The sequence below is a fragment of the Streptomyces sp. KL116D genome (assembly GCF_030766975.1).
Classification (GTDB): Bacteria; Actinomycetota; Actinomycetes; order Streptomycetales; family Streptomycetaceae; genus Streptomyces; species Streptomyces longispororuber_A.
The window spans coordinates 160,270-182,439 of sequence record NZ_JASERH010000060.1 but is presented as its reverse complement, the minus strand read 5'-3'; the positions used below and the strand labels follow the sequence as shown (position 1 = coordinate 182,439).

Annotated in this window: 19 protein-coding genes; 9 read left to right on the top strand and 10 right to left on the bottom strand. The window is 71.5% G+C overall.

Annotated elements, in window-relative coordinates; genetic code table 11:
- Positions 1-27 precede the first annotated feature (27 nt).
- Both RBJ77_RS24990 and RBJ77_RS24985 read right to left on the bottom strand, forming a co-directional pair.
- On the bottom strand, positions 28-2,367 hold the full coding sequence (locus tag RBJ77_RS24990; RefSeq protein WP_372347081.1) for a PQQ-binding-like beta-propeller repeat protein: 2,340 nt from the start codon (positions 2,365-2,367) through the stop codon (positions 28-30).
- 60 nt (positions 2,368-2,427) lie between these two features.
- Complete coding sequence (locus RBJ77_RS24985) at positions 2,428-3,552, bottom strand: magnesium and cobalt transport protein CorA (protein ID WP_372347080.1); 1,125 nt, start codon at positions 3,550-3,552, stop codon at positions 2,428-2,430.
- A gap of 210 nt (positions 3,553-3,762) precedes the next feature.
- Here RBJ77_RS24985 and RBJ77_RS24980 point away from each other — a divergent pair, with 210 nt between their 5' ends.
- A complete protein-coding gene (locus RBJ77_RS24980; RefSeq protein WP_372347079.1) occupies positions 3,763-4,569 on the top strand; it encodes a methyltransferase domain-containing protein in 807 nt (268 codons plus the stop codon).
- Between the two features lie 98 nt (positions 4,570-4,667).
- Here the strand turns inward: RBJ77_RS24980 and RBJ77_RS24975 are convergent, their stop codons facing one another.
- The 4 genes from RBJ77_RS24975 to RBJ77_RS24960 form a co-directional block, all read right to left on the bottom strand.
- Positions 4,668-5,594, bottom strand: coding sequence for a carbohydrate kinase family protein (locus RBJ77_RS24975; RefSeq protein ID WP_372347078.1), 927 nt, complete (start codon positions 5,592-5,594; stop codon positions 4,668-4,670).
- Positions 5,591-6,496, bottom strand: coding sequence for a pseudouridine-5'-phosphate glycosidase (locus RBJ77_RS24970; RefSeq protein WP_372347077.1), 906 nt, complete (start codon positions 6,494-6,496; stop codon positions 5,591-5,593). The genes RBJ77_RS24975 and RBJ77_RS24970 overlap by 4 nt, the downstream gene beginning before the upstream one ends.
- Positions 6,497-6,820: 324 nt before the next feature.
- A complete protein-coding gene (gene fdhA, locus RBJ77_RS24965; RefSeq protein ID WP_372347076.1) occupies positions 6,821-8,047 on the bottom strand; it encodes a formaldehyde dehydrogenase, glutathione-independent in 1,227 nt (408 codons plus the stop codon).
- A gap of 160 nt (positions 8,048-8,207) precedes the next feature.
- Positions 8,208-8,471, bottom strand: coding sequence for a GlsB/YeaQ/YmgE family stress response membrane protein (locus tag RBJ77_RS24960; RefSeq protein WP_255982872.1), 264 nt, complete (start codon positions 8,469-8,471; stop codon positions 8,208-8,210).
- Positions 8,472-8,637: 166 nt separating this feature from the next.
- On the opposite strand from RBJ77_RS24960, the gene RBJ77_RS24955 reads away from it, so the two are divergent.
- Positions 8,638-9,030 carry a cupin domain-containing protein gene (locus RBJ77_RS24955; RefSeq protein ID WP_372347075.1) on the top strand — a complete coding sequence of 131 codons (393 nt, stop codon included), beginning with the start codon at positions 8,638-8,640 and terminating at the stop codon, positions 9,028-9,030.
- An 85-nt stretch (positions 9,031-9,115) separates the two neighbouring features.
- Here the strand turns inward: RBJ77_RS24955 and RBJ77_RS24950 are convergent, their stop codons facing one another.
- From RBJ77_RS24950 to RBJ77_RS24940, 3 genes are read right to left on the bottom strand one after another with little or no spacing between them, the layout of a single operon-like run.
- On the bottom strand, positions 9,116-10,444 hold the full coding sequence (locus RBJ77_RS24950) for an MFS transporter (protein WP_372347074.1): 1,329 nt from the start codon (positions 10,442-10,444) through the stop codon (positions 9,116-9,118).
- A gap of 52 nt (positions 10,445-10,496) precedes the next feature.
- Entirely contained in the window at positions 10,497-11,072 is a 576-nt protein-coding gene (locus tag RBJ77_RS24945) for a methylated-DNA--[protein]-cysteine S-methyltransferase (RefSeq protein ID WP_372347073.1), read from the bottom strand.
- Between the two features lie 45 nt (positions 11,073-11,117).
- A complete protein-coding gene (locus tag RBJ77_RS24940) occupies positions 11,118-11,993 on the bottom strand; it encodes a glycerophosphodiester phosphodiesterase (RefSeq protein WP_372347072.1) in 876 nt (291 codons plus the stop codon).
- A gap of 271 nt (positions 11,994-12,264) precedes the next feature.
- On the opposite strand from RBJ77_RS24940, the gene RBJ77_RS24935 reads away from it, so the two are divergent.
- The 7 genes from RBJ77_RS24935 (at position 12,265) to RBJ77_RS24905 (ending at position 20,795) form a co-directional block, all read left to right on the top strand.
- Positions 12,265-13,116, top strand: coding sequence for an MHYT domain-containing protein (locus RBJ77_RS24935; protein WP_372347071.1), 852 nt, complete (start codon positions 12,265-12,267; stop codon positions 13,114-13,116).
- A 72-nt stretch (positions 13,117-13,188) separates the two neighbouring features.
- Positions 13,189-15,324, top strand: coding sequence for an excinuclease ABC subunit UvrB (gene uvrB / locus RBJ77_RS24930; RefSeq protein ID WP_372347070.1), 2,136 nt, complete (start codon positions 13,189-13,191; stop codon positions 15,322-15,324).
- A gap of 161 nt (positions 15,325-15,485) precedes the next feature.
- A complete protein-coding gene (locus RBJ77_RS24925) occupies positions 15,486-16,052 on the top strand; it encodes a TerD family protein (protein ID WP_305128678.1) in 567 nt (188 codons plus the stop codon).
- A gap of 11 nt (positions 16,053-16,063) precedes the next feature.
- Positions 16,064-17,959, top strand: a complete 1,896-nt coding sequence (locus RBJ77_RS24920) for a TerD family protein (protein ID WP_372347069.1) — start codon at positions 16,064-16,066, stop codon at positions 17,957-17,959.
- A 247-nt stretch (positions 17,960-18,206) separates the two neighbouring features.
- The gene (locus RBJ77_RS24915; RefSeq protein WP_305128679.1) at positions 18,207-19,184 is read left to right on the top strand and encodes a TerC/Alx family metal homeostasis membrane protein; all 978 of its coding nucleotides are present in this window, start codon (positions 18,207-18,209) and stop codon (positions 19,182-19,184) included.
- Positions 19,185-19,316: 132 nt separating this feature from the next.
- A complete protein-coding gene (locus tag RBJ77_RS24910) occupies positions 19,317-19,625 on the top strand; it encodes a hypothetical protein (RefSeq protein ID WP_372347068.1) in 309 nt (102 codons plus the stop codon).
- A gap of 69 nt (positions 19,626-19,694) precedes the next feature.
- Positions 19,695-20,795: a calcium:proton antiporter gene (locus tag RBJ77_RS24905; protein WP_372347067.1), complete on the top strand. Its 1,101-nt coding sequence runs from the start codon at positions 19,695-19,697 to the stop codon at positions 20,793-20,795.
- On the opposite strand, the gene RBJ77_RS24900 is transcribed toward RBJ77_RS24905, so the two are convergent.
- The gene (locus RBJ77_RS24900) at positions 20,785-22,077 is read right to left on the bottom strand and encodes an MFS transporter (protein WP_372347066.1); all 1,293 of its coding nucleotides are present in this window, start codon (positions 22,075-22,077) and stop codon (positions 20,785-20,787) included. The genes RBJ77_RS24905 and RBJ77_RS24900 overlap by 11 nt on opposite strands.
- Positions 22,078-22,170 lie beyond the last annotated feature (93 nt).

Genomic DNA, 22,170 nt, shown 5'->3' with positions numbered 1-22,170 from the left:
CCCACCCGCCCTGCTCGATGGCCCTGCCTACGACGTGCCGGGCACGGCCACCGAGAAGGCGCCGCCCTCCGTCAGCGCGTACAGCACGTCGCCGACCCGCAGCGGCCCCGTGCCGCTGGGCGTCCGCTCGTCGATGGCCGAGCTCCCGCTGTCCTTCACCGGCGGCTTCGTACGCCAACGCTCCTTGCCCGTACGGGTGTTGATCGCTATGACACTGCTGTCGGGCGTCGTCGCGTACAGCGTGTCCCCGCTGACCGTCGGCTCGCTGAACACGCGCAGCTCGCGTGACGTCGTCCAGAGCGCCTTGCCCCGCTTCAGGTCGAGGGCCAGCACGATCTCGTTCGCGTAGTCGAAGACGTACATCGTGTCGCCCGCGACCAGCGGCGGCGCCTCCGGCTCGACCGCCCACGGGAAGTCCACCGAACGGACCCGGCCCGACGTCAGATCCTGGATGAAGATCCTCGACGAGACCCCCGTGTCGTTCTCCCAGCGCGCGTAGTACGCGCTGTCGCCGTGCACCGTCGCCAGCCACAGATCGCCCTTGGGTGCCGTGACCCGGCCCAGGGTCCGGCCCGTGCGGGCGTCGAGCCGTGCGACGGTGCGGTCGCCGCGCCCCGATCTCCGCAGGTCGGCCACGAGCGCGCCGTCTGCCCCCGCGTACAGCGGGCTCGGCGAGTCGGTGGCGAGGGTGCGGCGCCACAACTCCTTGCCCGTCCGCGGATCGAGCGCCGCGTACTGCGCGGACGGCGACGCACTCAACTCGCCCACGCGCACGACCAGCACACCGCTGAGGTACGTGAACTCGGCCAGCGGCCCCTTCTCGCCCCACAGCCGACGGCCGCTCTCGGCGTCGTAGGCGTCGACGCCCGCCGTGCCGTCCGCGCTCGCCGTGAAGACCAGGCCGGCTCCCGCCACGACCTCCGGCTCGGTCACCGAGATGCCGCCGTACGGGTCGTCGCGGTGCAGCGCTCTCTTCCAGTCGACCCGGCCCGTCAGCGGGTCGAGCCGGGTGAGCGCCGTATTCTCCGACGCGCAGTAGACGCCGAGCGAGGACGGCGTGCAGGCCAGCATGTCGGGCATCATCCCCGCCGGGTCGTCCTTGTCGGCCTTGGGGAGCACGGTGTGCCAGGCCCGCCAGCCGTCGGGTCTGGCCGGCCGGGCGTCCTCGCGCACCGCCGCGTCCTCGCCCCCGGTCAGCAGTGCGACGGAGAGGCCGGCCGCGGCCACCAGCGCCACGGCGAGCGCGCTCACCGCCACCGTGAACCGGCGGCCTCGGCGTCCCCGGCGGGTCTTCGGGTGCGACGCGGTCGCCGGTTCGGCGGCGTCCGGGGTGACGGGGGTGTCGTCGCCCGATCCGGTGCGCGGTTGGGACGACCCAGGCCCTGTCTTCGACCCCGGCCGCGCGGCGAGCGCGAGCGTGGGCCCGCCGGGAGGCGTCCGGCCGCCCGGATCCCCGGCACCCTCGTCCCCGGCACCTGCGCCCTCGGCCGTCGCGGTGCGGTCCTCACCGGCCTCGCCCGCGGCGGTCTCCTCCGGCAGCGCCGCCAGTGCGTCGCGCAGCTCGTCCGGCGTCGGCCGGTCCTGCGGCGCCTTGGCGAGACAGGCGAGCACCAGGGATCTCAACTCCCCGGGCAGTCTGCCCAGTTCGGGATCGTGGTGCACCGTCTGGTACGCCGCCAGATACGCGTTGTCCGCCTCGAACGGGCTGCGGCCCGTCGCCGCGTACACCAGGAGCGCCCCGAACGAGAACACGTCGACCGGCGGCCCCACCTCGCGCGGATGACTGAACTGCTCGGGCGCCATGAACGGCGGCGAGCCCATCACCATCCCGGTCTGGGTCCGCACGTCGCTCTGCGCGGCCCGCGAGATCCCGAAGTCGATGACGCGCACCGCCCCGTCGGCGCCACCGTCCGTGAGGTCCTTGCCCGAGTCGAGCAGCAGGACGTTGCTCGGCTTCAGGTCGCGGTGCACGACCTCGGCGCGGTGGATCTCCCGCAGCGCCTCCGCCAGTTCGACCCCGAGCCGGCGCAACTGCGGCCAGTCCAGCGGCCCCTGGGCGGCGACCCGCTGGGCGAGCGTGTCCCCGGAGACGTACACCGTCGCCATCCACGGCAGCGCCGCGTCCGGATCGGCGTCGACGACCGGAGCCGTGAACGCCCCGCTCACCCGCCGCGCCGCGCTGACCTCCTGCCGGAACCGCGCCCGGAACTCCGGGTCGTCCGCGTACTGCCCGTGCACGACCTTGACCGCGACGGCCCGGCCCGACGGGGTGCGGGCGCGATAGACGACGCCCATGCCGCCGGTGCCGATCCGCGACTCGATCCGGTATCCGCCGACCGACTCGGGATCGTCCTCCCGCAATGCCATCGCTCACCCCCCGTACTGACATGGACGGTACACATTAGTGGGCGCGGTCCGGCAGGCGTGTCACAGCCAGCCGTTGCGCTTGAACCCCCGGTACACCCCGAAACAGATCACCGCTATCACGCCGAGCACGAACGGATACCCGAACCGCCAGTGCAGCTCCGGCATGTGGTCGAAGTTCATGCCGTAGACCCCGCAGCCCATGGTCGGCACGGCGACGATCGCGGCCCAGGCGGTGATCTTGCGCATGTCCTCGTTCTGCGCGACCGTCACCTGGGCGAGATGGGCCTGGAGGATCGAGTTCAGCAGCTCGTCGAAGGCCGCGATCTGCTCCGCCGCCCGCAGCAGGTGGTCCGACACGTCGCGGAAGTACGCCTGTATCTCCGGCGGCACCACGGGGAACGGACGCCCCGCCAGCTCCAGCACCGGCCGGGACAGCGGCACCACCGCCCGCTTCAGCTGGAGCAGTTCGCGCTTGAGCTGGTAGATGCGGCCGGGGTCCGCCCGCGCCCCGGTCTGCGCGAAGACGTCCGTCTCGACCTCGTCGATGTCCCCCTGGACCTCGTCGATCACCGTCAGATAGTCGTCCACCACGCTGTCCGCGATCGCGTGCAGCACCGCCGCAGGGCCCTTGGCGAGCTGCTCGGGCGCCGCCTCCAGGTTCTCCCGCACGGGGCCGAGCGAACCGTGCCGGCCGTGCCGCACGGTGATCACGAAGTCATGGCCGACGAACACCATGATCTCGCCGGTGTCGACGATCTCGCTGGTCGCCGTGAGCTCGGCGTGCTCGACGTAGCAGACCGTCTTCAGCACGGCGAACAGCGTCTGCCCGTACCGCTCGATCTTCGGCCGCTGATGCGCGTGGACCGCGTCCTCCACGGCGAGCGGGTGCAGGTCGAAGAGCTCCGCGATGTCCGCGAACTCCAGCTCGGACGGCTCGTGCAGACCGAGCCAGACGAATCCGTCGTCGCTCTTGCGGATCCGGCGCACCGCGTCGACGAGATCGCGCTCCGGCTCGCGCACGCCCTCGCGGTACGTCACGCAGTTCACCACCGCCGTCCCCAGCGGGGAGCGCGCCGGGTGACTCAGGTCGACCCGGGGCCGGCGCCGCGCCAGCCGCGCGACCTTCCGCAGACCGCCCACCTTGCGCAGGCCGCCGACCTTCCGCAGGTTGCCCGCCATCGACATGCTCGGCTCCTCGCGCCGGACTTCGTACGTGCTCGTACCTGGTGCGCCGCCCCGGCGAGGGGCGACTTGGCGAGCCAGTCTGCCAGCGATCGGTGACACCCTGTCCAGCCCTGTGGGAACGGATGGATCCACTCCGGATCGCATCCCCATCGATCGCTCCAAGCCGGTCAAATGCCTCGTATCCACAGGTGGGGCTGGGATGATCGGCGCATGATGCGACCCGACGGCCACGCGTACCTCCTCGACAACCAGCAGCCCGAGGCGGGGCAGCGCTTCGACGCCCTGTCGACCCTGTTCGACCCGACGACGTTCCGGCACATCGAGCGGCTCGGCATCGGTTCCGGCTGGCGCTGCTGGGAGGTCGGCGCGGGGGGCACGTCGGTGGTGTCGTGGCTGGCCCGCAAGGTCGGCCCGACCGGCCGCGTCCTCGCCACCGACATCGACACGTCCTGGCAGACCTCGACGCCGCGCAGCCCCGTCGAGGTGCGCCGGCACGACGTGGGCGTCGACGCACCGCCCGCCGAGAGCTTCGACCTGGTGCACGCCCGGCTCGTCCTGGTCCATGTGCCGGACCGCGAGCGAGCGTTGGCGTCGATGATCCGCGCCCTGCGCCCGGGTGGCCGCCTGCTGATCGAGGACGCCGACCCCGCCCTGCAGCCCCTGCTCTCGCCCGACGAGCACGGCCCCGAACAGCGGCTCGCCAACCGGCTCAGGCACGGTTTCCGCGCGCTGCTCGCCGAGCGCGGCGCCGACCTGTCGTACGGCCGCAAACTCCCGCGCCTGCTGCGCGAGGCCGGACTGCGCCAGGTCGAGGCGGACGCGTACTTCCCGCTGACCTCCCCGGCCTGCACGGCCCTGGAGACGGCGACGGTCGAGCAGATCCGCGGCCGGCTCGTCGACGCGGGCATCGCGACGGACGAGGACATCGACCGCCATCTGGCGAACGTCGCGGAAGGCACGATGGACCTGGCGACGGCGCCGCTGATCTCGGCGTGGGGGAGGAAGGGCCAGGCGTAGACGTAGGCGTGGGCGACGGGTGCGGCCCGGGTCGGGGACGGGTGCGCCGCTCGTTCCGGTGCGGGGGTGGACGCGCCGCTGACGCCGGTCCGTGCCGCTCACGTCGGCCCGCGCCGCTCCGGGGGCCGCCCGCCGACCCGCCCCACGGCCGTCGCCCCCGCGCGGCACCCCGCCACCACGGCCTCCCGCCAGCCGTCCCCACACAGCCGGGCGGCGATCAGCGCCCCCGTGAACGCGTCCCCGGCCCCCGTCGAGTCCCGCACCACCACGTCCGAGGGAGCTGGGACCCGCTCCCGCACCACCCCGCCGCGCGCCACGCACGCGCCGTCCGGCCCCGCCTTCACGACCACCACCGGGAACCGCCCGCTCAGCTTCGCCCCTGCCTCTTCCGGCCCCGCCGCCCCGGCGAGCAGCGCGGCCTCGGCCCGGCTCGGCACCAGCACGTCCACGCCGTCCGCGAGCGCCAGGAAGCGTGCGGTCCCCAACTCCCGCAGGAACCCGGCCGACGCCGGATCCGTACTCACCGGCACACCACGCGCGCGTGCGTCGCGCACGGCGGCCGTCACCAGCGCCCGCCCGGTGGCCGAGAAGAACAGATACCCCGACAGGTGCAGCCACCCCACCCCGTCCAGCCGGCCGGCCGACCAGTCCTCGGGTCCGATCCGCAGACACGCCCCGCTGTCCGTGAGGAACGTGCGCTCGGCCCCGTCCGCCTCGTCCACGAGACAGATCACGGCGCCGGTCGGCGCCTCGTCGTCCAGCACGAGCCGCGGCCGCACGCCCGCCGCGACGAGCGCGGCCTCGTGCCAGCGTGCGGACTCCGCCCCCACCCGTCCGAGCAGCGTCACGTCCCGGCAGCCCGCATGCGCCGCCCAGCACGCCACGTTGGCCCCCGCACCACCCGGCACCGTACGGATCGCCGCCACCGTGTCCGTCCCCGCGGCGAGCGCCCCGCGGTGCCGGGCCACGACATCCGTGACGACGTCGCCGACCACGAGCAGTCCGGAACCGGCGACCGGTCTCACGCCCCGGCCCAGGCCGCCGCGATCCGCCCGGCGAGCCGGACGTTCCCCCGCACCGCCGCCAGGTTCGCCTCCAGGGACGCGCCGTCGGTGTGCCGCATCAGGTGGTCGAGCAGGAAGGGTGTCACGGCCTGCCCGCTGATGCCCTGCCGCTCGCACTCCCGCAGCCCGCCCTCCAGTACGCGCGTGTGCAGCTCCGGGTCCAACTGCTCGGCCTCCGGTACGGGTTGGGCGACGATCAGGGCCGACTCGCGCTCCCCCAGGGCGTCCTGGGCTCGCATCACCCGCGCCACCTCACCCGGCGTGCGCAGCGTCCAGTCCACCGGTTCGCCGGAGTCGGCGAGGTAGAAGCCGGGGAAGCGCTCGGTCCCGTACCCGGCGACCGCCACCCCCAGTGTCTCCAGGCGCTGCAACGTGGCGGGCACGTCCAGGATCGACTTCACCCCCGCGCACACCACGGTGATCCGCGTCCGCGCGAGCAGTCCCAGATCCGCGGACTCGTCCTGCGTCTGCGTCCAGCCCCGGTGCACCCCGCCGAGCCCGCCCGTCGCGAAGACCCGCACGCCGGCGCCCGCCGCGAGCTGCGCGGTCGCCGAGACCGTCGTCGCGCCGCTCGCCCCCGTCGCCACGGCGAGCGGAAGGTCGCGATGACTGAGCTTGCGGATCCCCTCGTCCTTGGCGACCCGCTCCAACTGCTCCTTGTCCAGGCCGACATGGGGCTGCCCGTCGAGCACGGCGATCGTCGCCGGGACCGCGCCCTCCTCCCGCACCGCCTGTTCCAGCTCCAGCGCGACCCGCAGGTTGCGGGGCCGCGGCAGCCCGTGCGCGATGATCGTCGACTCCAGTGCCACCACCGGACGCCCCGCCGCGACCGCGTCCCGAACCTCGTCCGCCACGACCGTCATGCGCTCGCCTCCCGCCAGTCGGAACCTATCCCTGCCGTGCTTGCTGTGCCTGTCGTGCCCGTTGTTCCCGTCGTGCTCGTTGTTCCTGTCGTCTCTGTCATCCCTGGCGGACGCGCGTCGCCCTCAAACACGTCACCGGGCGGACGTCCGGAACTCCGCAGACGCAGGGACCGAAAAGGGCTGGGACCGAGAGGGCTGGGACCGAAAGGGCTGGGACCGAAAGGGCTGAGACCGAAAGGGCTGGGACCGAAAAGTGGGTGCCACGCGCGCGTGGCACCCACTTTTCGGTCCGCCTGCCGGTTCCGCGCCGGCTCACCCGCGGATCTACACCGGCTGTACGCCGCTCAGCGCGCCGTGCGGATCCAGGACGTACTTGCGGCTCGCGCCCTGGTCGAACTCGGCGTAGCCGCGCGGTGCGTCCTCGATGCCGATCACGGTCGCGTTGACGGCCTTCGCGATGTGCACCCGCTCGTGCAGGATCGCCATCATCAGACCCCGGTGGTAGGTCATGACGGGGCACTGCCCGGTCGTCAGCCGGTGGCTCTTCGCCCAGCCGAGCCCGAGCCGCACCTTCAGCGTCCCGGTGCGCGCGTCCTGGTCGACACCGCCCGGATCATCGGTGACGTACAGACCGGGAATGCCGAGCGCGCCGCCCGCCGCCGTGAGACCCATCAGCGAGTTGAGGACGGTCGCGGGCGCCTCCGGGGCGTCCGGGCCGTGCGCGCGGGCCTCGAAGCCCACCGCGTCCACGGCCGCGTCCACCTCGGGCACGCCGAGGATCTCGGCCACCTGGTCCTCGACCGTGCCGCGGGTCAGATCGACCGTCTCGCAGCCGAAGCTCCGCGCCTGCGCGAGCCGTTCGGCGTTCAGGTCCCCGACGATCACCACGGCGGCACCCAGCAGCTGCGCCGAAGCGGCCGCCGCGAGCCCGACGGGCCCGGCCCCGGCGACGTACACCGTCGACCCGACCTGGGTGCCCGCGGTCACCGCACCGTGGAAGCCGGTCGGGAAGATGTCCGACAGCATGGTCAGATCGAGCAGCTTCTCGCGTGCCTGGTCGGCGTCAGGGAAGCGCAGCACGTTGAAGTCCGCGTACGGGATCATGACGTACTCGGCCTGACCGCCGACCCAGCCACCCATGTCGACATAGCCATAAGCCGCCCCCGGGCGTGCGGGGTTGACGTTCAGGCAGATGCCGGTCTTGCGCTCCTTGCAGTTGCGGCAGCGCCCGCACGCGATGTTGAACGGCACCGAGACGACGTCCCCGACGTCCAGGAACTCGACGTCCGGCCCCTTCTCGACGATCTCGCCGGTGATCTCGTGGCCGAGGACCAGGCCCTCGGGCGCCGTGGTGCGACCGCGCACCATGTGCTGGTCGCTGCCGCAGATGTTGGTGGCGAGCACCTTCAGGATCACGCCGTGCCGACAGGTCCGGCCGACGTTCGCCGGCGCCACCCCCGGACCGTCCTTCAGCTCAAGGGTCGGGTGATCGATGGTCCTGACCTCCACCGCACCCGGCTTGAGATATGCGACTGCCCTGTTTCCGCTCATGCCTGATCGCCGTCCCTTCGGCTCCTCGACTCGTCCACGCGGATGTTCCGGCTGTGCGCACGGCGGAGTCTGCTACCGAATCAGCACTCTGAGGAGCCCTGCCGTACCAGGCCGTTGAAGAAGGAACGGCGGGGGTGGAAGGAGCGGGGCGGCGGCCCGCTCAGCGACGCAGGCGGCCGCGGTCGAGAAGTGCCACGCCCAGAGCGGCCAGGCCGATCTGGATCAGCCACTCCGCCCAGTCGACGCCCTTGGTGTCCGCGACGTCGAAGCCCGCCGCGATCGCCGAACCGAGCAGCGCCGCCACGACACCGACGACGATCGTGGCCAGAATCCCGATGCGCTGCCGTCCGGGCAGCACCAGTCGGCCGAGCACGCCGATCACGACACCGATCACGATCGCGCTGAATATGCCGGAGATCTCCATGTCCCTACGAACTCCCTGCCTGGGTGGGTGCGTCTTCCGTCTCTGTGTCCGTCTCTGTCCTCTCCGTCTCCCGTCTTCCCCTTGACGAGCCGTCCAGTCGGCGGGGCGCACACACTACGAGCCGTCCAGTGAGAGGAGAGGCGCAGGTCATCTAGGGTGACGGGCCATGACCACGAACGAGCTGCCCACCGCCCCCGAGGCACCCGCCCCGCCCGTCGCGTCCTTCGCCGTCCGCATCCCCGACGTCGCACTCGAGCCGGAGCCGCTCGACCCCGCCCAGATCGTCTCGGGCACCCCCGAAGTCACGGGCAAGGTGCTGTGGGAGTCCGCCGACGGGAAGCAGCTGCGCGGCATCTGGCAGATCACGCCCGGCGTGGTCACCGACACGGAGGCCGACGAACTGTTCGTGGTCGTCAGCGGTCGCGCCACCGTCGAGGTCGAAGGCGGCGACACCCTGGAGGTGGGGCCCGGCAGCGCCGCCGTGCTGCGCGAGGGCGATCGCACCACGTGGACCGTGCACGAGACGCTGCGCAAGGCCTACCACATCACCCTGAGCTGAACTCGCCTGTCTGCCATGTCCCGTTGGGCCTGCCGGGCCTGCTGGGCCCGCGCAGTCTGCTGTGCCCGCTCGGTCTGCCGGGTCGCTAGGCCTGCTGCGGTCGCGTCGTCCGGCGGGTGAACAGGGCCAGTGCGCCCAGTGGCACCAGGAGGCACGCCGCCGCCAGGTTCAGCCACGCGTAGCTCGCCGTCGCCACCACCAGGCCCGCCGTCGCCCCGCCGATGCCCGCCGACAGGCTCGTCGTCAGATCGGACAGGCCCTGCGCGGCGGCCCGCGCGGCCTGCGGCACGGAGTCGGTGAGCAGCGCGGAACCCGCGACGAGACCGGCCGACCAGCCGAGCCCCAGTACGAACAGACCTGCCGCGCTCCGCGCATGGCTCCCACCGGCGGTCCCGGCGAGCAGCGCCGCGCACGCGAGCAGCCCCACCGCGAGACCGATCACCGTGAGCCGCCCGAACCGGTCCGCCAGACGTCCCATCACCGGCGAGAACGCGTACATCCCCGCGATGTGCCCGCTGATGACCAGCCCGATCAACTCGATGCCCGCCCCGTGGTGTTCGAGGTCCACCGGTGTCATCGACATGACCGACACCATCGCGGTGTGCGACACGGCGACCGTCACCAGCGCGAGCCGGGCGCGCGGCGAGGCGGACACGGCCGCGAACCCCGCCCGGATGGAGCGCGCCTCGGCCGTCCGCTCCTCCGCGGGCGCCAGCTCCCGAGCGGTCAGCAGGGGATCGGGCCGCAGCAGCACGTGCACCACGACCGCGGATATCAGGAACACCCCGGCCGCCCACACGAACGGCCCCGATTCCTCCGGTATGCCGAGGCCCGCGACACTGCGTCCCGCGGGCGCCGCTATGTTCGGACCGAGCACGGCGCCGATGGTGGTCGCCCAGACGACGGTCGAGATCGCCCGGGCCCTGCTGCCCGGCTCTGCCAGGTCGGCCGCCGCGTACCGGGCCTGCAGATTGGCGGACGACGCCGCGCCGAACCCCGCGAGTCCGACGAGCAGCAGCGGGAAGTTCCCCGCCGCCGCGGCGACGACGGTCACCACCGCCCCGAGGGTGCCGATCAGATAGGCGAGCACCAGCCCGGCCCGCCGTCCCCGCGCGTTCATGAGCGCGGCCAGCGGCACCGACAGCACCGCGGTCCCGGCGACGCTCGCCGTCGACGCGAGCCCCGACAGGGCCTCGTCCCCGCTGACCTTCTTGGCCAGCACCGCGGCCAGCGCGATCCCCGTCGCGGTGCCGAGCCCGCCGAGGATCTGCGAGGCGACGAGGACGCGCTGCGTCCGCCGCTGCAGCCCCGCCACGTCCGCCTCGACCGCCGTGCCCGGTCCGGCGTCCGCGGTCCGTCCGGAGTCCGACGACGGACTCCCGGGACGGCTCAGACCCCCACTGCCTGTACTCAAGGAACAGCCCCCACCCCGACGAAGACAACCACCCGCAACCCCCGGGACCCTCTCAGAACAGCGGCTCGGGCAACACCCCCTCGAGCGCCAGCAGCTTCCGCTTCGTCTCCAGTCCGCCCCCGAACCCGCCGATCCCGCCGTCGCTCTCCACGACCCGGTGGCACGGCACCACGACCGGCAGCGGATTCGCCCCCATCGCCATGCCCACGGCCTGCGCCGCCCCCGGCTGGCCGACCCGCCCGGCCAGGTCCCCGTACCCCACGACCGCCCCGTACGGCACGCCCGCGGACAGCTCGCGCAGCACCTGGCGGTTGAACCCGGCGATCAGCGACCAGTCCAGCGGCACGTCGAAGTCACGGCGCCGCCCGGCGAAGTAGTCCGCCAGCTGGCGCCCCGCCTCGGCGAGCAGCGGCGCGTCGGGCGCCTCGACCGGCTCGGCCCCGAGACGGGAGCCGAGCCGGTCGAGCGCCTTGTCGCGCACGGCGTCGGTGGCGTGGAAGACCACGTTCACCAGACCTTCGTCCGTCGCGGCCAGCAGCAGCGGTCCGATGTCGCTGCCCACGACGGTCCACACGACCCGCTGCGACGCGGCGGCCGTGCCGTGCTCGTTCTGCCCAGTGGCGTTCATGCCGACCACGCTACGGCGCGGCACTGACAACGCCCCGGCGCAGGGTCAGCCGGCGAGGGCCGCCCGCACCACGTCCGGGTTGTTGGTGATGATCCCGTCGACCCCGAGCCCGGCCACGCGCTGGGTGTTCACGGCGTCGTTGACGGTCCAGGTGTGCACCTCCAGCGGCTTGCCGTGCGGCCCCTTGAGCGCGTGCACGGCGTTCACGTAGTCCGCGGAGATCGTCGTGTGCGACGGGTTGATCTGGTCGGCGAACGCGGCGTACGCGGGCAGGTCGGCCACCGCCGGCGTGCCCAGGAACCCGGTCGTGATGTCGGACCGCCGCTCGTGCACCGTCCGCACGCTGTCCGCGCTGAAGCTCTGGATCACCAGCCGGTGCTTGACGTGCCCGTTCTTGAGCCAGCCGTCCCTGCCCAGCTGGCGCAGGATCTGGTCCTCGATGCCCGGGTACAGCTCGGGAGCCTTGATCTCCATGAGCAGCTTCTGGTGGTTGTCCTCGACGCGGTCCAGGTACTGGTGCAGCGTCGGGATCCGGGCGCCGGCGAACTCGGCGCCCTTCCAGCTGCCCGCGTCGAGCGTGGCGATCTCGGCGGCCGTGAAGTCCTTCACGTTCCACGGCGCGCGGTCCGGGAAGAGCTGCTCGACGTTCGTGGTGCGCGCCAGGGTGGTGTCGTGGATGATCACGAGCGCGCCGTCCTTGGTGCGCTGGACGTCGTTCTCGACCCAGGCGAAGCCGAGGTCGTCCGCCTTGTCGACGGCTTCCAGAGTGTTCTCGGGGGCGTAGGCGGAGGCGCCGCGGTGCGCGACGACGACGGTTCTGTCGTGGGCGGGTGCGGCTTGTGCGGCAGTGGGCAGGACCAGGACACCGATGACGACGGAACCGGTCACCGAGGCCAGTGCGGCTGCTGCGCGTGCGTACACGTCTGCTCCTCATGCGTCGTGAGATCACTGACGGCACGAGACTGACAGCACAGAGCCAACAGAAGACAGGCGAAGGATGGTCACTGGTTGAACGGAGTTACCCAACCGCGACCGACCCCTGTGCAGATGCCGGGAATCTTTGCTGGAAAATCGTTCGGACGTTCCCGTGTGAGCTTTAATCTCACCTTCGACCGCGACTGCCTCCAGTGGTCGTCGGCAGGGGGAACGAGCAGGACATCTCACGGCGTACCAGGCAGAAGGGCTGCGACACATGCAGGGCACGGTCGACGGCTTCAGTTACGGACTCGTCACCCCCGTGGTGGCGTACCTCATGGCCTGCCTGGGAGGTGCTCTGGGGCTGCGCTGCACCACCAGATCGCTGCACGTCGCCAACACCTGGCGGGCCGGCTGGCTCGCCCTCGGCTCGGCGGCGATCGGCTCCGGCATCTGGACGATGCACTTCATAGCGATGATGGGCTTCAGCGTGGACGGCGTGCCGATCCACTACGACAAGGCAACCACGTTCGCGAGCCTCGGCGTCGCCATCGTCATGGTCGGCATCGGCGTCTTCATCGTCGGCTACAAGGGAGCGACCGGCCCCGCCCTGTTCACCGGGGGCACCATCACCGGCCTCGGCGTCGCCTCCATGCACTACCTGGGAATGGCCGGTATGCGCCTTCACGGGACGATCGAGTACAACACGTTCACCGTGGGCGCCTCCGTGGTGATCGCCATGGCCGCCGCCACCGCCGCCCTGTGGGCCGCCGTCCAGGTCCGCGGCATCCTGTGGAGCCTCGGCGCGAGCCTGGTCATGGGGCTCGCCGTCTCGGGCATGCACTACATGGGCATGGCCGGCGTCAGCGTCCAGCTGCACGGCTCCACCGGCGGCAACCCCGGCGGATCCTCCGCCGCCGGCATCCTCGCGCCCATGCTGATCGGCCCCCTGTGCTTCCTGCTGCTGGCAGGAGTGGTCGTCATGTTCGACCCGATGATGGTGATGGGCCGCCCCGACTGGCGCGACGCCCAGGAGGCGGCGGACCACGTCGGCACCCCGGCCCCCCGCATCCCGCACCCCCGCCGCGCCCCCGGCCGGTCGAGGCCGCGCACGCCCCAGGACTGGTGACCGGGGGCCCGGGAGCCGTGTGCGGCACGGGTTCCGGCCCGGTTGTCAGTGGTGGGTCGTACGGTGGATTCCATGCGGCCCGTATCCAAGATCGAACGCACGGTGGCACCTTTCGAGGTCGTCAGTCCGTACCAGCCCAGCGGTGACCAGCCCGCGGCCATCGCCGAGCTGGACAAGCGCATCCGAGCAGGCGAGAAGGACGTCGTCCTGCTCGGCGCGACCGGCACCGGAAAGTCCGCCACCACGGCGTGGATGATCGAGAAGCTCCAGCGCCCCACCCTCGTGATGGCGCCGAACAAGACGCTGGCCGCCCAGCTGGCGAACGAGTTCCGCGAGCTGCTGCCGAACAACGCGGTGGAGTACTTCGTCTCGTACTACGACTACTACCAACCCGAGGCGTACGTCCCGCAGTCCGACACGTACATCGAGAAGGACTCCTCGATCAACGAGGAGGTGGAGCGCCTGCGCCACTCCGCGACGAACTCGCTGCTGACCCGCAGGGACGTCATCGTGGTCGCCTCCGTCTCGTGCATCTACGGCCTCGGCACGCCGCAGGAGTACGTGGACCGCATGGTCCCCCTGAAGGTCGGCGACGAGATCGACCGCGACGACCTCCTGCGCCGCTTCGTCGACATCCAGTACACGCGCAACGACCTGGCGTTCCAGCGCGGCACCTTCCGGGTCCGCGGCGACACCATCGAGATCTTCCCGGTCTACGAGGAGCTCGCGGTCCGCATCGAGATGTTCGGTGACGAGATCGAGTCGCTCTCCACGCTGCACCCGCTCACCGGCGAGGTCATCAGCGACGACGACTCGCTGTACATCTTCCCGGCGACCCACTACGTGGCGGGCCCCGAGCGCCTGGAGCGCGCGGCCAACGACATCGAGAAGGAACTGGGGGAGCGCCTCACCGAGCTCGAGAAGCAGGGCAAGCTGCTCGAGGCCCAGCGCCTGCGCATGCGCACGACGTACGACCTCGAGATGCTCCGCCAGATCGGCTCCTGCTCCGGCGTCGAGAACTACTCGATGCACTTCGACGGCCGCGAGCCCGGTTCCCCGCCGAACACGCTGCTCGACTACTTCCCGGACGACTTCCTGCTGGTCATCGACGAGTCGCACGTCACCGTGCCGCAGATCGGCGCCATGTACGAGGGCGACGCCTCCCGCAAGCGCACCCTCGTCGACCACGGCTTCCGGCTGCCGTCCGCGCTCGACAACCGCCCACTGAAGTGGGAGGAGTTCCAGGAGCGCATCGGCCAGACCGTCTATCTGTCGGCGACGCCCGGAAACTACGAGCTCGCGCGCGGCGACGGCTACGTCGAGCAGATCATCCGCCCCACCGGCCTCGTCGACCCGGAGGTCGTCGTCAAGCCCACCGAGGGGCAGATCGACGACCTGGTGCACGAGATCCGCACGCGCACCGAGAAGGACGAGCGCGTCCTGGTCACCACGCTGACCAAGAAGATGGCCGAGGACCTCACGGACTACTTCCTGGAGCTCGGCATCCAGGTGCGCTACCTGCACAGCGACGTCGACACCCTGCGCCGCGTGGAGCTGCTGCGCGAACTGCGCGCGGGCGAGTACGACGTCCTGGTCGGCATCAACCTGCTGCGCGAGGGCCTCGACCTCCCCGAGGTCTCCCTGGTGGCGATCCTCGACGCCGACAAGGAGGGCTTCCTGCGCTCCGGCACGTCCCTGATCCAGACGATCGGCCGCGCCGCTCGTAACGTGTCGGGGCAGGTCCACATGTACGCGGACAAGATCACCCCGGCGATGGAGAAGGCCATCGACGAGACGAACCGCCGCCGCGAGAAGCAGATCGCGTACAACGAGGCGAACGGCATCGACCCGCAGCCCCTGCGCAAGAAGATCAACGACATCGTGGCGTCCATCGCCCGCGAGGACGTCGACACCGAGGAACTGCTCGGCACGGGCTACCGCAAGGGCGGCAAGGACGGAAAGGGCGCCAAGGCCCCGGTCCCGTCGCTCGGCAAGGCGGACACGGGCAAGAAGAAGCGCGGCAAGGCGGCGGAGACCGTTCCCACGGACCGTCCCGCGGCCGAACTCTCCGAGCAGATCGAGGAGTTGACCGAGCGGATGCGGGCGGCCGCCGCCGACCTGCAGTTCGAGGTCGCGGCACGCCTGCGTGACGAGGTGTCGGAGATGAAGAAGGAGCTGCGGCAGATGAAGGAGGCAGGCATCGCCTGACCTGCCACGACGGGCGGGGTGGCGAGGGTGTGTTGCAAGACCGCCACAAAACCCCGCCCGCGGTGGCGGCGCTGTCAGTGCCGCCCTCTAGGGTTTGACCAACCGCGGACACTCGCGGCAACAGGGGACGGTCCGAGAGGGGACAGCGCGTGGGCATCGACTTGACCAAGGGTCAGGCCATCAGCTTGGAGAAGCAGGGCGGAGGCACCCTCACCGCCGTGCGCATGGGGCTCGGCTGGCAGGCGGCCCCCCGGCGCGGACTGTTCGGCACCCGCACGCGCGAGATCGACCTCGATGCGTCCGCGGTCCTCTTCGCCGACAAGCAGCCCGTGGACGTGGTCTTCTTCCGCCACCTCGTCAGCGACGACGGCTCCGTCCGGCACACCGGTGACAACCTGGTCGGCGGCGCGGGCCAGGGCGGCGACGACGAGGCGATCCTCGTCGACCTCGCGCGCGTCCCGGTCCACATCGACCAGATCGTCTTCACGGTCAACTCGTTCACGGGCCAGACCTTCCAGGAAGTGCAGAACGCGTTCTGCCGACTGGTGGACGAGACGAACGGCCAGGAGCTCGCGCGCTACACGCTGGACGGCGGCGGGCAGTACACGGCGCAGATCATGGCCAAGGTCCACCGGGACGGCCCGGGCTGGAAGATGACGGCCCTGGGCACCGCGGCGAACGGCCGCACGTTCCAGGACCTCATGCCCGCGATCCTGCCCGGCCTGTAGCGGGGTCCGCGATGGCGGCCGAGCTGGTGAGGGGGCAGAACCACCCCCTCACCCAGACCCGTCTGGAGATCCGGGTGTCGGCCGGCCGCCCGGTCGTCGCGGGCGCCACGCTCGCCGACGACCGGGGCACCGTGCACGGCACCCAGCGCGTCGCCCACCCCGGCGCACCCGCGCTGCCCGGGCTCGAAGTCCCGCGCCAGGCCGCGTCCGACCACCGCCTCGCCGTCGACCTGGACGCGATGCCGCAGGACGTGCACCGGATCACGGTGCTCCTCGCGCTGCCCGTCGGGACCGGGGGACCGACCCGCTTCGGCGCGGTGGCGGCCCCGTTCGTCGCGGTCACCGGCCTCGACGGCGCCGAGGTGGCCAGCTACACCATCACCGACCTCGACACCGAGTCGGCCGTCGTCGCCCTGGAGCTGTACCGCAGGCAGAACGCCTGGAAGGTGCGGGCGATCGGCCAGGGCTACGCGGACGGGCTCGCCGCGCTCCTCGCCGACCAGGGCCTCACGGACGCGCAGGCGCTGGCCGGCACCATCCACGACGCCGTCGCCCAGGGACTGGCCCGCGCGGTGGCGCCCCCGCCGCGCGCCACGGACGAGGCCCAGGTCCGCGCGGCGGCCACGGCAGGCCAGGCATCGGGCGCCCTGCCGTCGCCCGCTCCCGCCCCGCCCGGCCGCTCGGGCGGCGAAGGCCCCATCGACTACACGCACCCCGGCCGTCAGGCACCCCCGCCACCGCCCACGGCACAGCCCGCGGAGCCGGGCCGGCCGGCCGTCCCCGTCGCGGGTGACGCCACGGGCTGGTCCATGGAGGAGCGGCTGTACAACCAGGTGTGGGGCATGTTCGAGGACCTCGCCCGCACGGCCGCGGCCTACCGCAGCGCCGTCGACTTCGCGGACTCCCGCATGGAGCAGGAGCTCGACCACGTCCTCTCCGACCCGCGCAGCCGCATCGGCGGGCAGGGCGACGCGGCGCGCGAGGCCGCCCGGGCCAAGCACGGCGCCCTCGTCGACCGGGCCAGGGAGGCCCTCGACCGGGACGTCGCCCAGCTCGTCTCCGAGTCCGACGTCGTCGAGCCCGCGCTCCCCGCCGCGTACGCGCGCTGGGACAACCCGTGCTGGCACGCCTACCGCAGCCCCATGGAGATCCCCATGGCCGTCCGCCTGGGCGATCTGCGGCTGCCCGAGAGCGAGGCGGCGGGCCTGCGCATCCCGATGCTCGTACGGCTGCCGCTGGAGCGCGGCCTGTGGATCGACGCGGGAGCCTCCGCCGCCGACGCCCTGACGGACGCCGACGAACTGCGGGCCCGCGCCGCGCAGACCGCGGTCGTCCATGCGGCCAGGCTGCTCGCGGCCTATCCGGCGGGCGAGTTCAGCGTGCACGTCGTCGATCCGGCGGGCACGGCCGCGGGCGCGCTCGCCCCGCTGGTCGAGGCCGGAGTCCTGGCGAGCCCGGTGGCCGGGGGAGCGGCGGGCGTCAGCGAGACGCTGACGCGGCTCACCGAGCGCGTCGACCTCGTCCAGATGGCGGTCAGGGCCGGCGCCGCCGACGCGCTGCCGCCCGATCTGGACGTCGCCGAGCAGCTCCTGATCGTGCACGACTTCCCGCACGGCTTCGACGACCGGGCCGTCACCCGACTGCGTTACCTCGCGGACGAGGGCCCGCAGGTCGGCGTGCACCTGATGCTGGTCGCCGACCGGGAGGACGCCGCCGAGTACGGGCCGCTCCTCGACCCGCTGTGGCGCTCGCTGCTGCGGCTGACGCCGGTGCCCGACGACCACCTCGCGGACCCCTGGGTGGGGCACGCCTGGACGTACGAGCCGCCGACCGTCCCGGACGGCAGCGCGATCCTCCGGCAGGTGCTTGCGGAGGTAGCGGACGCCCGTCGCGCAAGGGGCCTTTGACCTGCGGACTTGGGGACTTCTTTACTGAAACCTTTACCTTTCATGGGCCTTTCGGGTACTCTTCTTGACGCGGAGGGGAGTACTCCCTTGCATGCGGCGTTCCCGTCAATACGGACGACCGGCCCGATGGCCGTCGATCCCGGGGCGTCGGCCCGAGGCGCGGTTCGGCGCCCGGGTGGAAGAGACCTCCGGCAGCGACGACGCTGATCAGTAGCCGTACGACGCCGGAGGCGCAGTGGACGTTTCAATGACCCTGTGGGTGCTGACCATTCTTGGTCTGGGCGCCCTGATCGCGGTCGACTTCTTCATCGGGCGCAAGCCCCATGACGTGTCGATCAAGGAAGCCGGTATCTGGACGATCGTCTGGATCGTGCTCGCCGTGCTCTTCGGCATCGGCATCATGATCTGGGGCAGCGGCCAGGCGGGCGGCGAGTTCTTCGCCGGCTTCATCACGGAGAAGTCGCTCAGCGTCGACAACCTCTTCGTCTTCATCCTGATCATGGCGAAGTTCTCCGTGCCGACCCACCTGCAGCAGCGTGTGCTGCTGTTCGGTGTGCTCATCGCCCTCGTCCTGCGGGCGATCTTCATCGCGGCGGGCGCCGCGATCATCGCGAGCTTCTCGTGGGTCTTCTACCTCTTCGGTGCCTTCCTCATCTACACCGCATGGAAGCTCATCAAGGAGGCCATGGCGGACGAGGAGGAAGAGGACTTCGAGGAGAACCGCCTCTTGAAGTCCATCGAGAAGAAGTTCGGCGTCGCCGACCGGTACCACGGCACGAAGCTCTTCATCGTGCAGCACGGCAAGAAGGTCATGACGCCGCTCCTGGTCGTCATGCTGGCCATCGGCATGACCGACGTGCTGTTCGCGATGGACTCGATCCCGGCGATCTTCGGCCTGACCCAGGACCCGTACATCGTCTTCACGGCCAACGCGTTCGCTCTGATGGGTCTGCGCCAGCTGTACTTCCTCATCGGCGGTCTGCTCAGGAAGCTGGTCCACCTCAGCTACGGCCTGTCGGTGATCCTCGGATTCATCGGCGTGAAGCTGGTCCTGCACGCCCTGCACGAGTCCGGGGTGCACGTACCGGAGATCTCGATCCCGGTCTCGCTCGCCGTCATCTGTGGCGTGCTGGTCATCACGACGATCACCAGCCTGATCGCCTCCAAGAAGCAGGCCGAGCGGGACGCGGCCGAAAAGGCTCAGAAGGACAGCATCGAGGCCTGACGCCACACGGCGTAGGAATTACCAGCACCGGGAGGAGCGCGCGGCCGATTGCCGCGTGCGTCTCCCGGTGCTTGCTTGTGCTGTGAGCGTGCCCCGGCCCCGGGGCGCGACAGCACGACGGGAGCACACCCCATGAGCCAGAAGTTCGTCCAGATCATCGACTTCGAGTCCCAGCGGATGGACGAGATGCAGGAGCTCCTCGACCGGTTCGAGCAGCAGATGTCCGGCACCCCCGGCGGCCCCACGCACCGCATCCTCCTCCAGGACCGGGACACGGCGGGCCGCTACCTCGCCATCATCGAGTTCGAGTCCTACGACGACGCGATGCGCAGCAACGAACGCCCCGAGGTCGCCAGGCTCAACGAGCAGCTCTCCGCCCTCTGTACGCGCCCGCCGGCCTTCACCAACTGCGACCTGAAGGACACGCGTGAACTGAAGTGAGACCGGTCCGGCCGGTGCCGGTACGGCTGCGAAGTCGCGCCCCCACCCCACCCCGGGCACCATCGATGCATGATCACCAGACTCCGGGCCGTGGCCACCCGGTGGACCACCACCGTCCCGGTCCTGGCGATCGTGCTGCTCGGGTTCACCTGGGGGCGCGACCTGCCGGCCGCCGTGGTCGTTCTCGTCTCCGTCGTCCTCGCTCTGTCCGTGCTCGCCGCCGTCCACCACGCCGAGGTCGTCGCCCACCGGGTCGGCGAACCCTTCGGCTCCCTGGTGCTCGCCGTCGCCGTCACGATCATCGAAGTCGCCCTCATCGTCACCCTGATGGCCGACGGGGGCGACAAGAGCGCCACGCTCGCCCGGGACACGGTGTTCGCCGCAGTGATGATCACCTGCAACGGCATCGTCGGCATCAGTCTGCTCGCCGCCGCGCTGCGCCACCGCGTCGCGATCTTCCAGTCCGAGGGAACCGGCGGCGCCCTCGCGACCGTGGCCACCCTCGCGACCCTCTGCCTGGTCCTGCCGACCTTCACCACCAGCAAACTGGGCCCCGAGTTCTCCACCTCCCAACTGGTCTTCTCGGCCGTCTCCGCGGTCGTCCTGTACGGGCTCTTCGTCGCGACGCAGACCGTCCGGCACCGCGACTACTTCCTGCCGATCACCAAGCACGGCGAAGTCATCGACGCCGACGACCACGCCGACGTGCCGACCACACGCACCGCCCTGATCAGCCTCGGCATGCTCGGGCTCGCCCTGATCTCCGTCGTCGGGCTGGCCAAGGGGGTCTCGAAGACGATCGAGCAGGGCGTGGCGGCGGCCGGCATGCCGCACGCCGTCGTCGGCGTGATCATCGCGCTGCTCGTGCTGCTGCCGGAGACCATCGCGGCCCTGCGCGCGGCCCGCCGCGACCGGGTGCAGACCAGCCTCAACCTCGCGCTCGGCTCCGCGATGGCCAGCATCGGCCTGACCGTGCCGGCCGTCGCCATCGCCTCGTTCTGGCTGTCGGGGCCGCTCGTCCTCGGTCTCGGCGCCACCCACATGGTGCTGCTCGCGCTGACCATGGTGGTCAGCACCCTCACGATCGTCCCCGGCCGCGCTACACCGCTCCAGGGCGGCGTCCATCTGGTGATCCTCGCCGCGTACATCGAGCTCGCCGTCACGCCGTGACGGGCTCCTGCGCCACCCGCGCGGGCGCCGTCTCCGGCAGCAGCGCGAAACACACCAGGCTGAGCGCCGCGATCCCCGCCAGATACACCCCCACACCCCATGGAACCCCCGCTCCACCACCGGCCAGCGCCGTCGCCACGATCGGCGTCAGCGCCCCACCCAGCACACCACCCAAGTTGTAACCCACTGCCGCACCCGTACAACGGACCCGCGGCTCGTACAGTTCCGGCAGATACGCGGCGATCACCGCGAACATCGTGATGAACGCGAGCAGCGCCACCAGGAACCCCAGGAACATCAACAGCGGTTCTCCTGTGGCCAGTAGGGCGACCATCGGCACCATCCACACCACCGCCCCCGCGGACCCCGCCAGGCACATCGGCCGGCGTCCGTACCGGTCGCCGAGCAGGGCGGCGACCGGAGTCAGCGCCCCCTTGATGACGACGGCCGCCATGATGCAGACGAGCATCGTGGAGCGGCTCACGCCGAGCCGCTCCACTCCGTAGGCGAGCGACCAGGTCGTGACCGAGTAGAAGATCGCGTATCCGACGGACAGCGCGCCCGCGGTGAGGAGCACCAACCTCCAGTGCCCGCGCACCACTTCGGCGAGCGGCAGGCGCGCGGGCTCGCGCACCGAGAGGAACGCCGGACTCTCCACCAACGAGCTGCGCAGCCAGAGCCCGATCAGCGCCAGGACTCCGGCCGCCCAGAACGGCACCCGCCACCCCCAGGCCGCGAACTGCGCGTCCGTGAGCGTCGCCGACAGCGCCAGCATGATCCCGTTGGCCAGCAGGAACCCCGCCGAAGGGCCGATCTGCGGCAGGCTCGCCCACAGACCGCGCCGCGATGCGGGCGCGTGCTCGGCGGTCAGCAGCACCGCACCGCCCCACTCGCCGCCGAGCCCGAGCCCCTGAAGGAAGCGCAGCAGAAGCAGCAGCAGGGGAGCGGCCACACCGATCGACGCGTACGGAGGCACGCAGCCGACCGCCACGGTCGCCGCGCCCGTCAGCAACAGCGATCCCACCAGCACGGGGCGTCGGCCGCGGCGGTCCCCGATGTGCCCGAACAGGACGGAACCGAGGGGCCTCGCCACGAAGCCCACTCCGAATGTCGCGAAGGCGGCCAGAGTTCCCGCGAGCGGCGAGAAGGTCGGGAAGAACAGCGGACCGAGGACGAGCGCGGCCGCGGTGCCGTAGACGAAGAAGTCGAAGAACTCGATGGCGGTGCCGGCCAGTGAGGCCGCCGCGAGCCGCGTCAGTGACGGAGGGTGAGTGGTGCGCATGTCGCGGCAACTACCCGTGATCGCCGCTGGTTACGGGGGCGTACGAGGGCGTGTCGTGGGGCGCGGGAGGCCGAGAGGCGGGCGCCCGCCCCG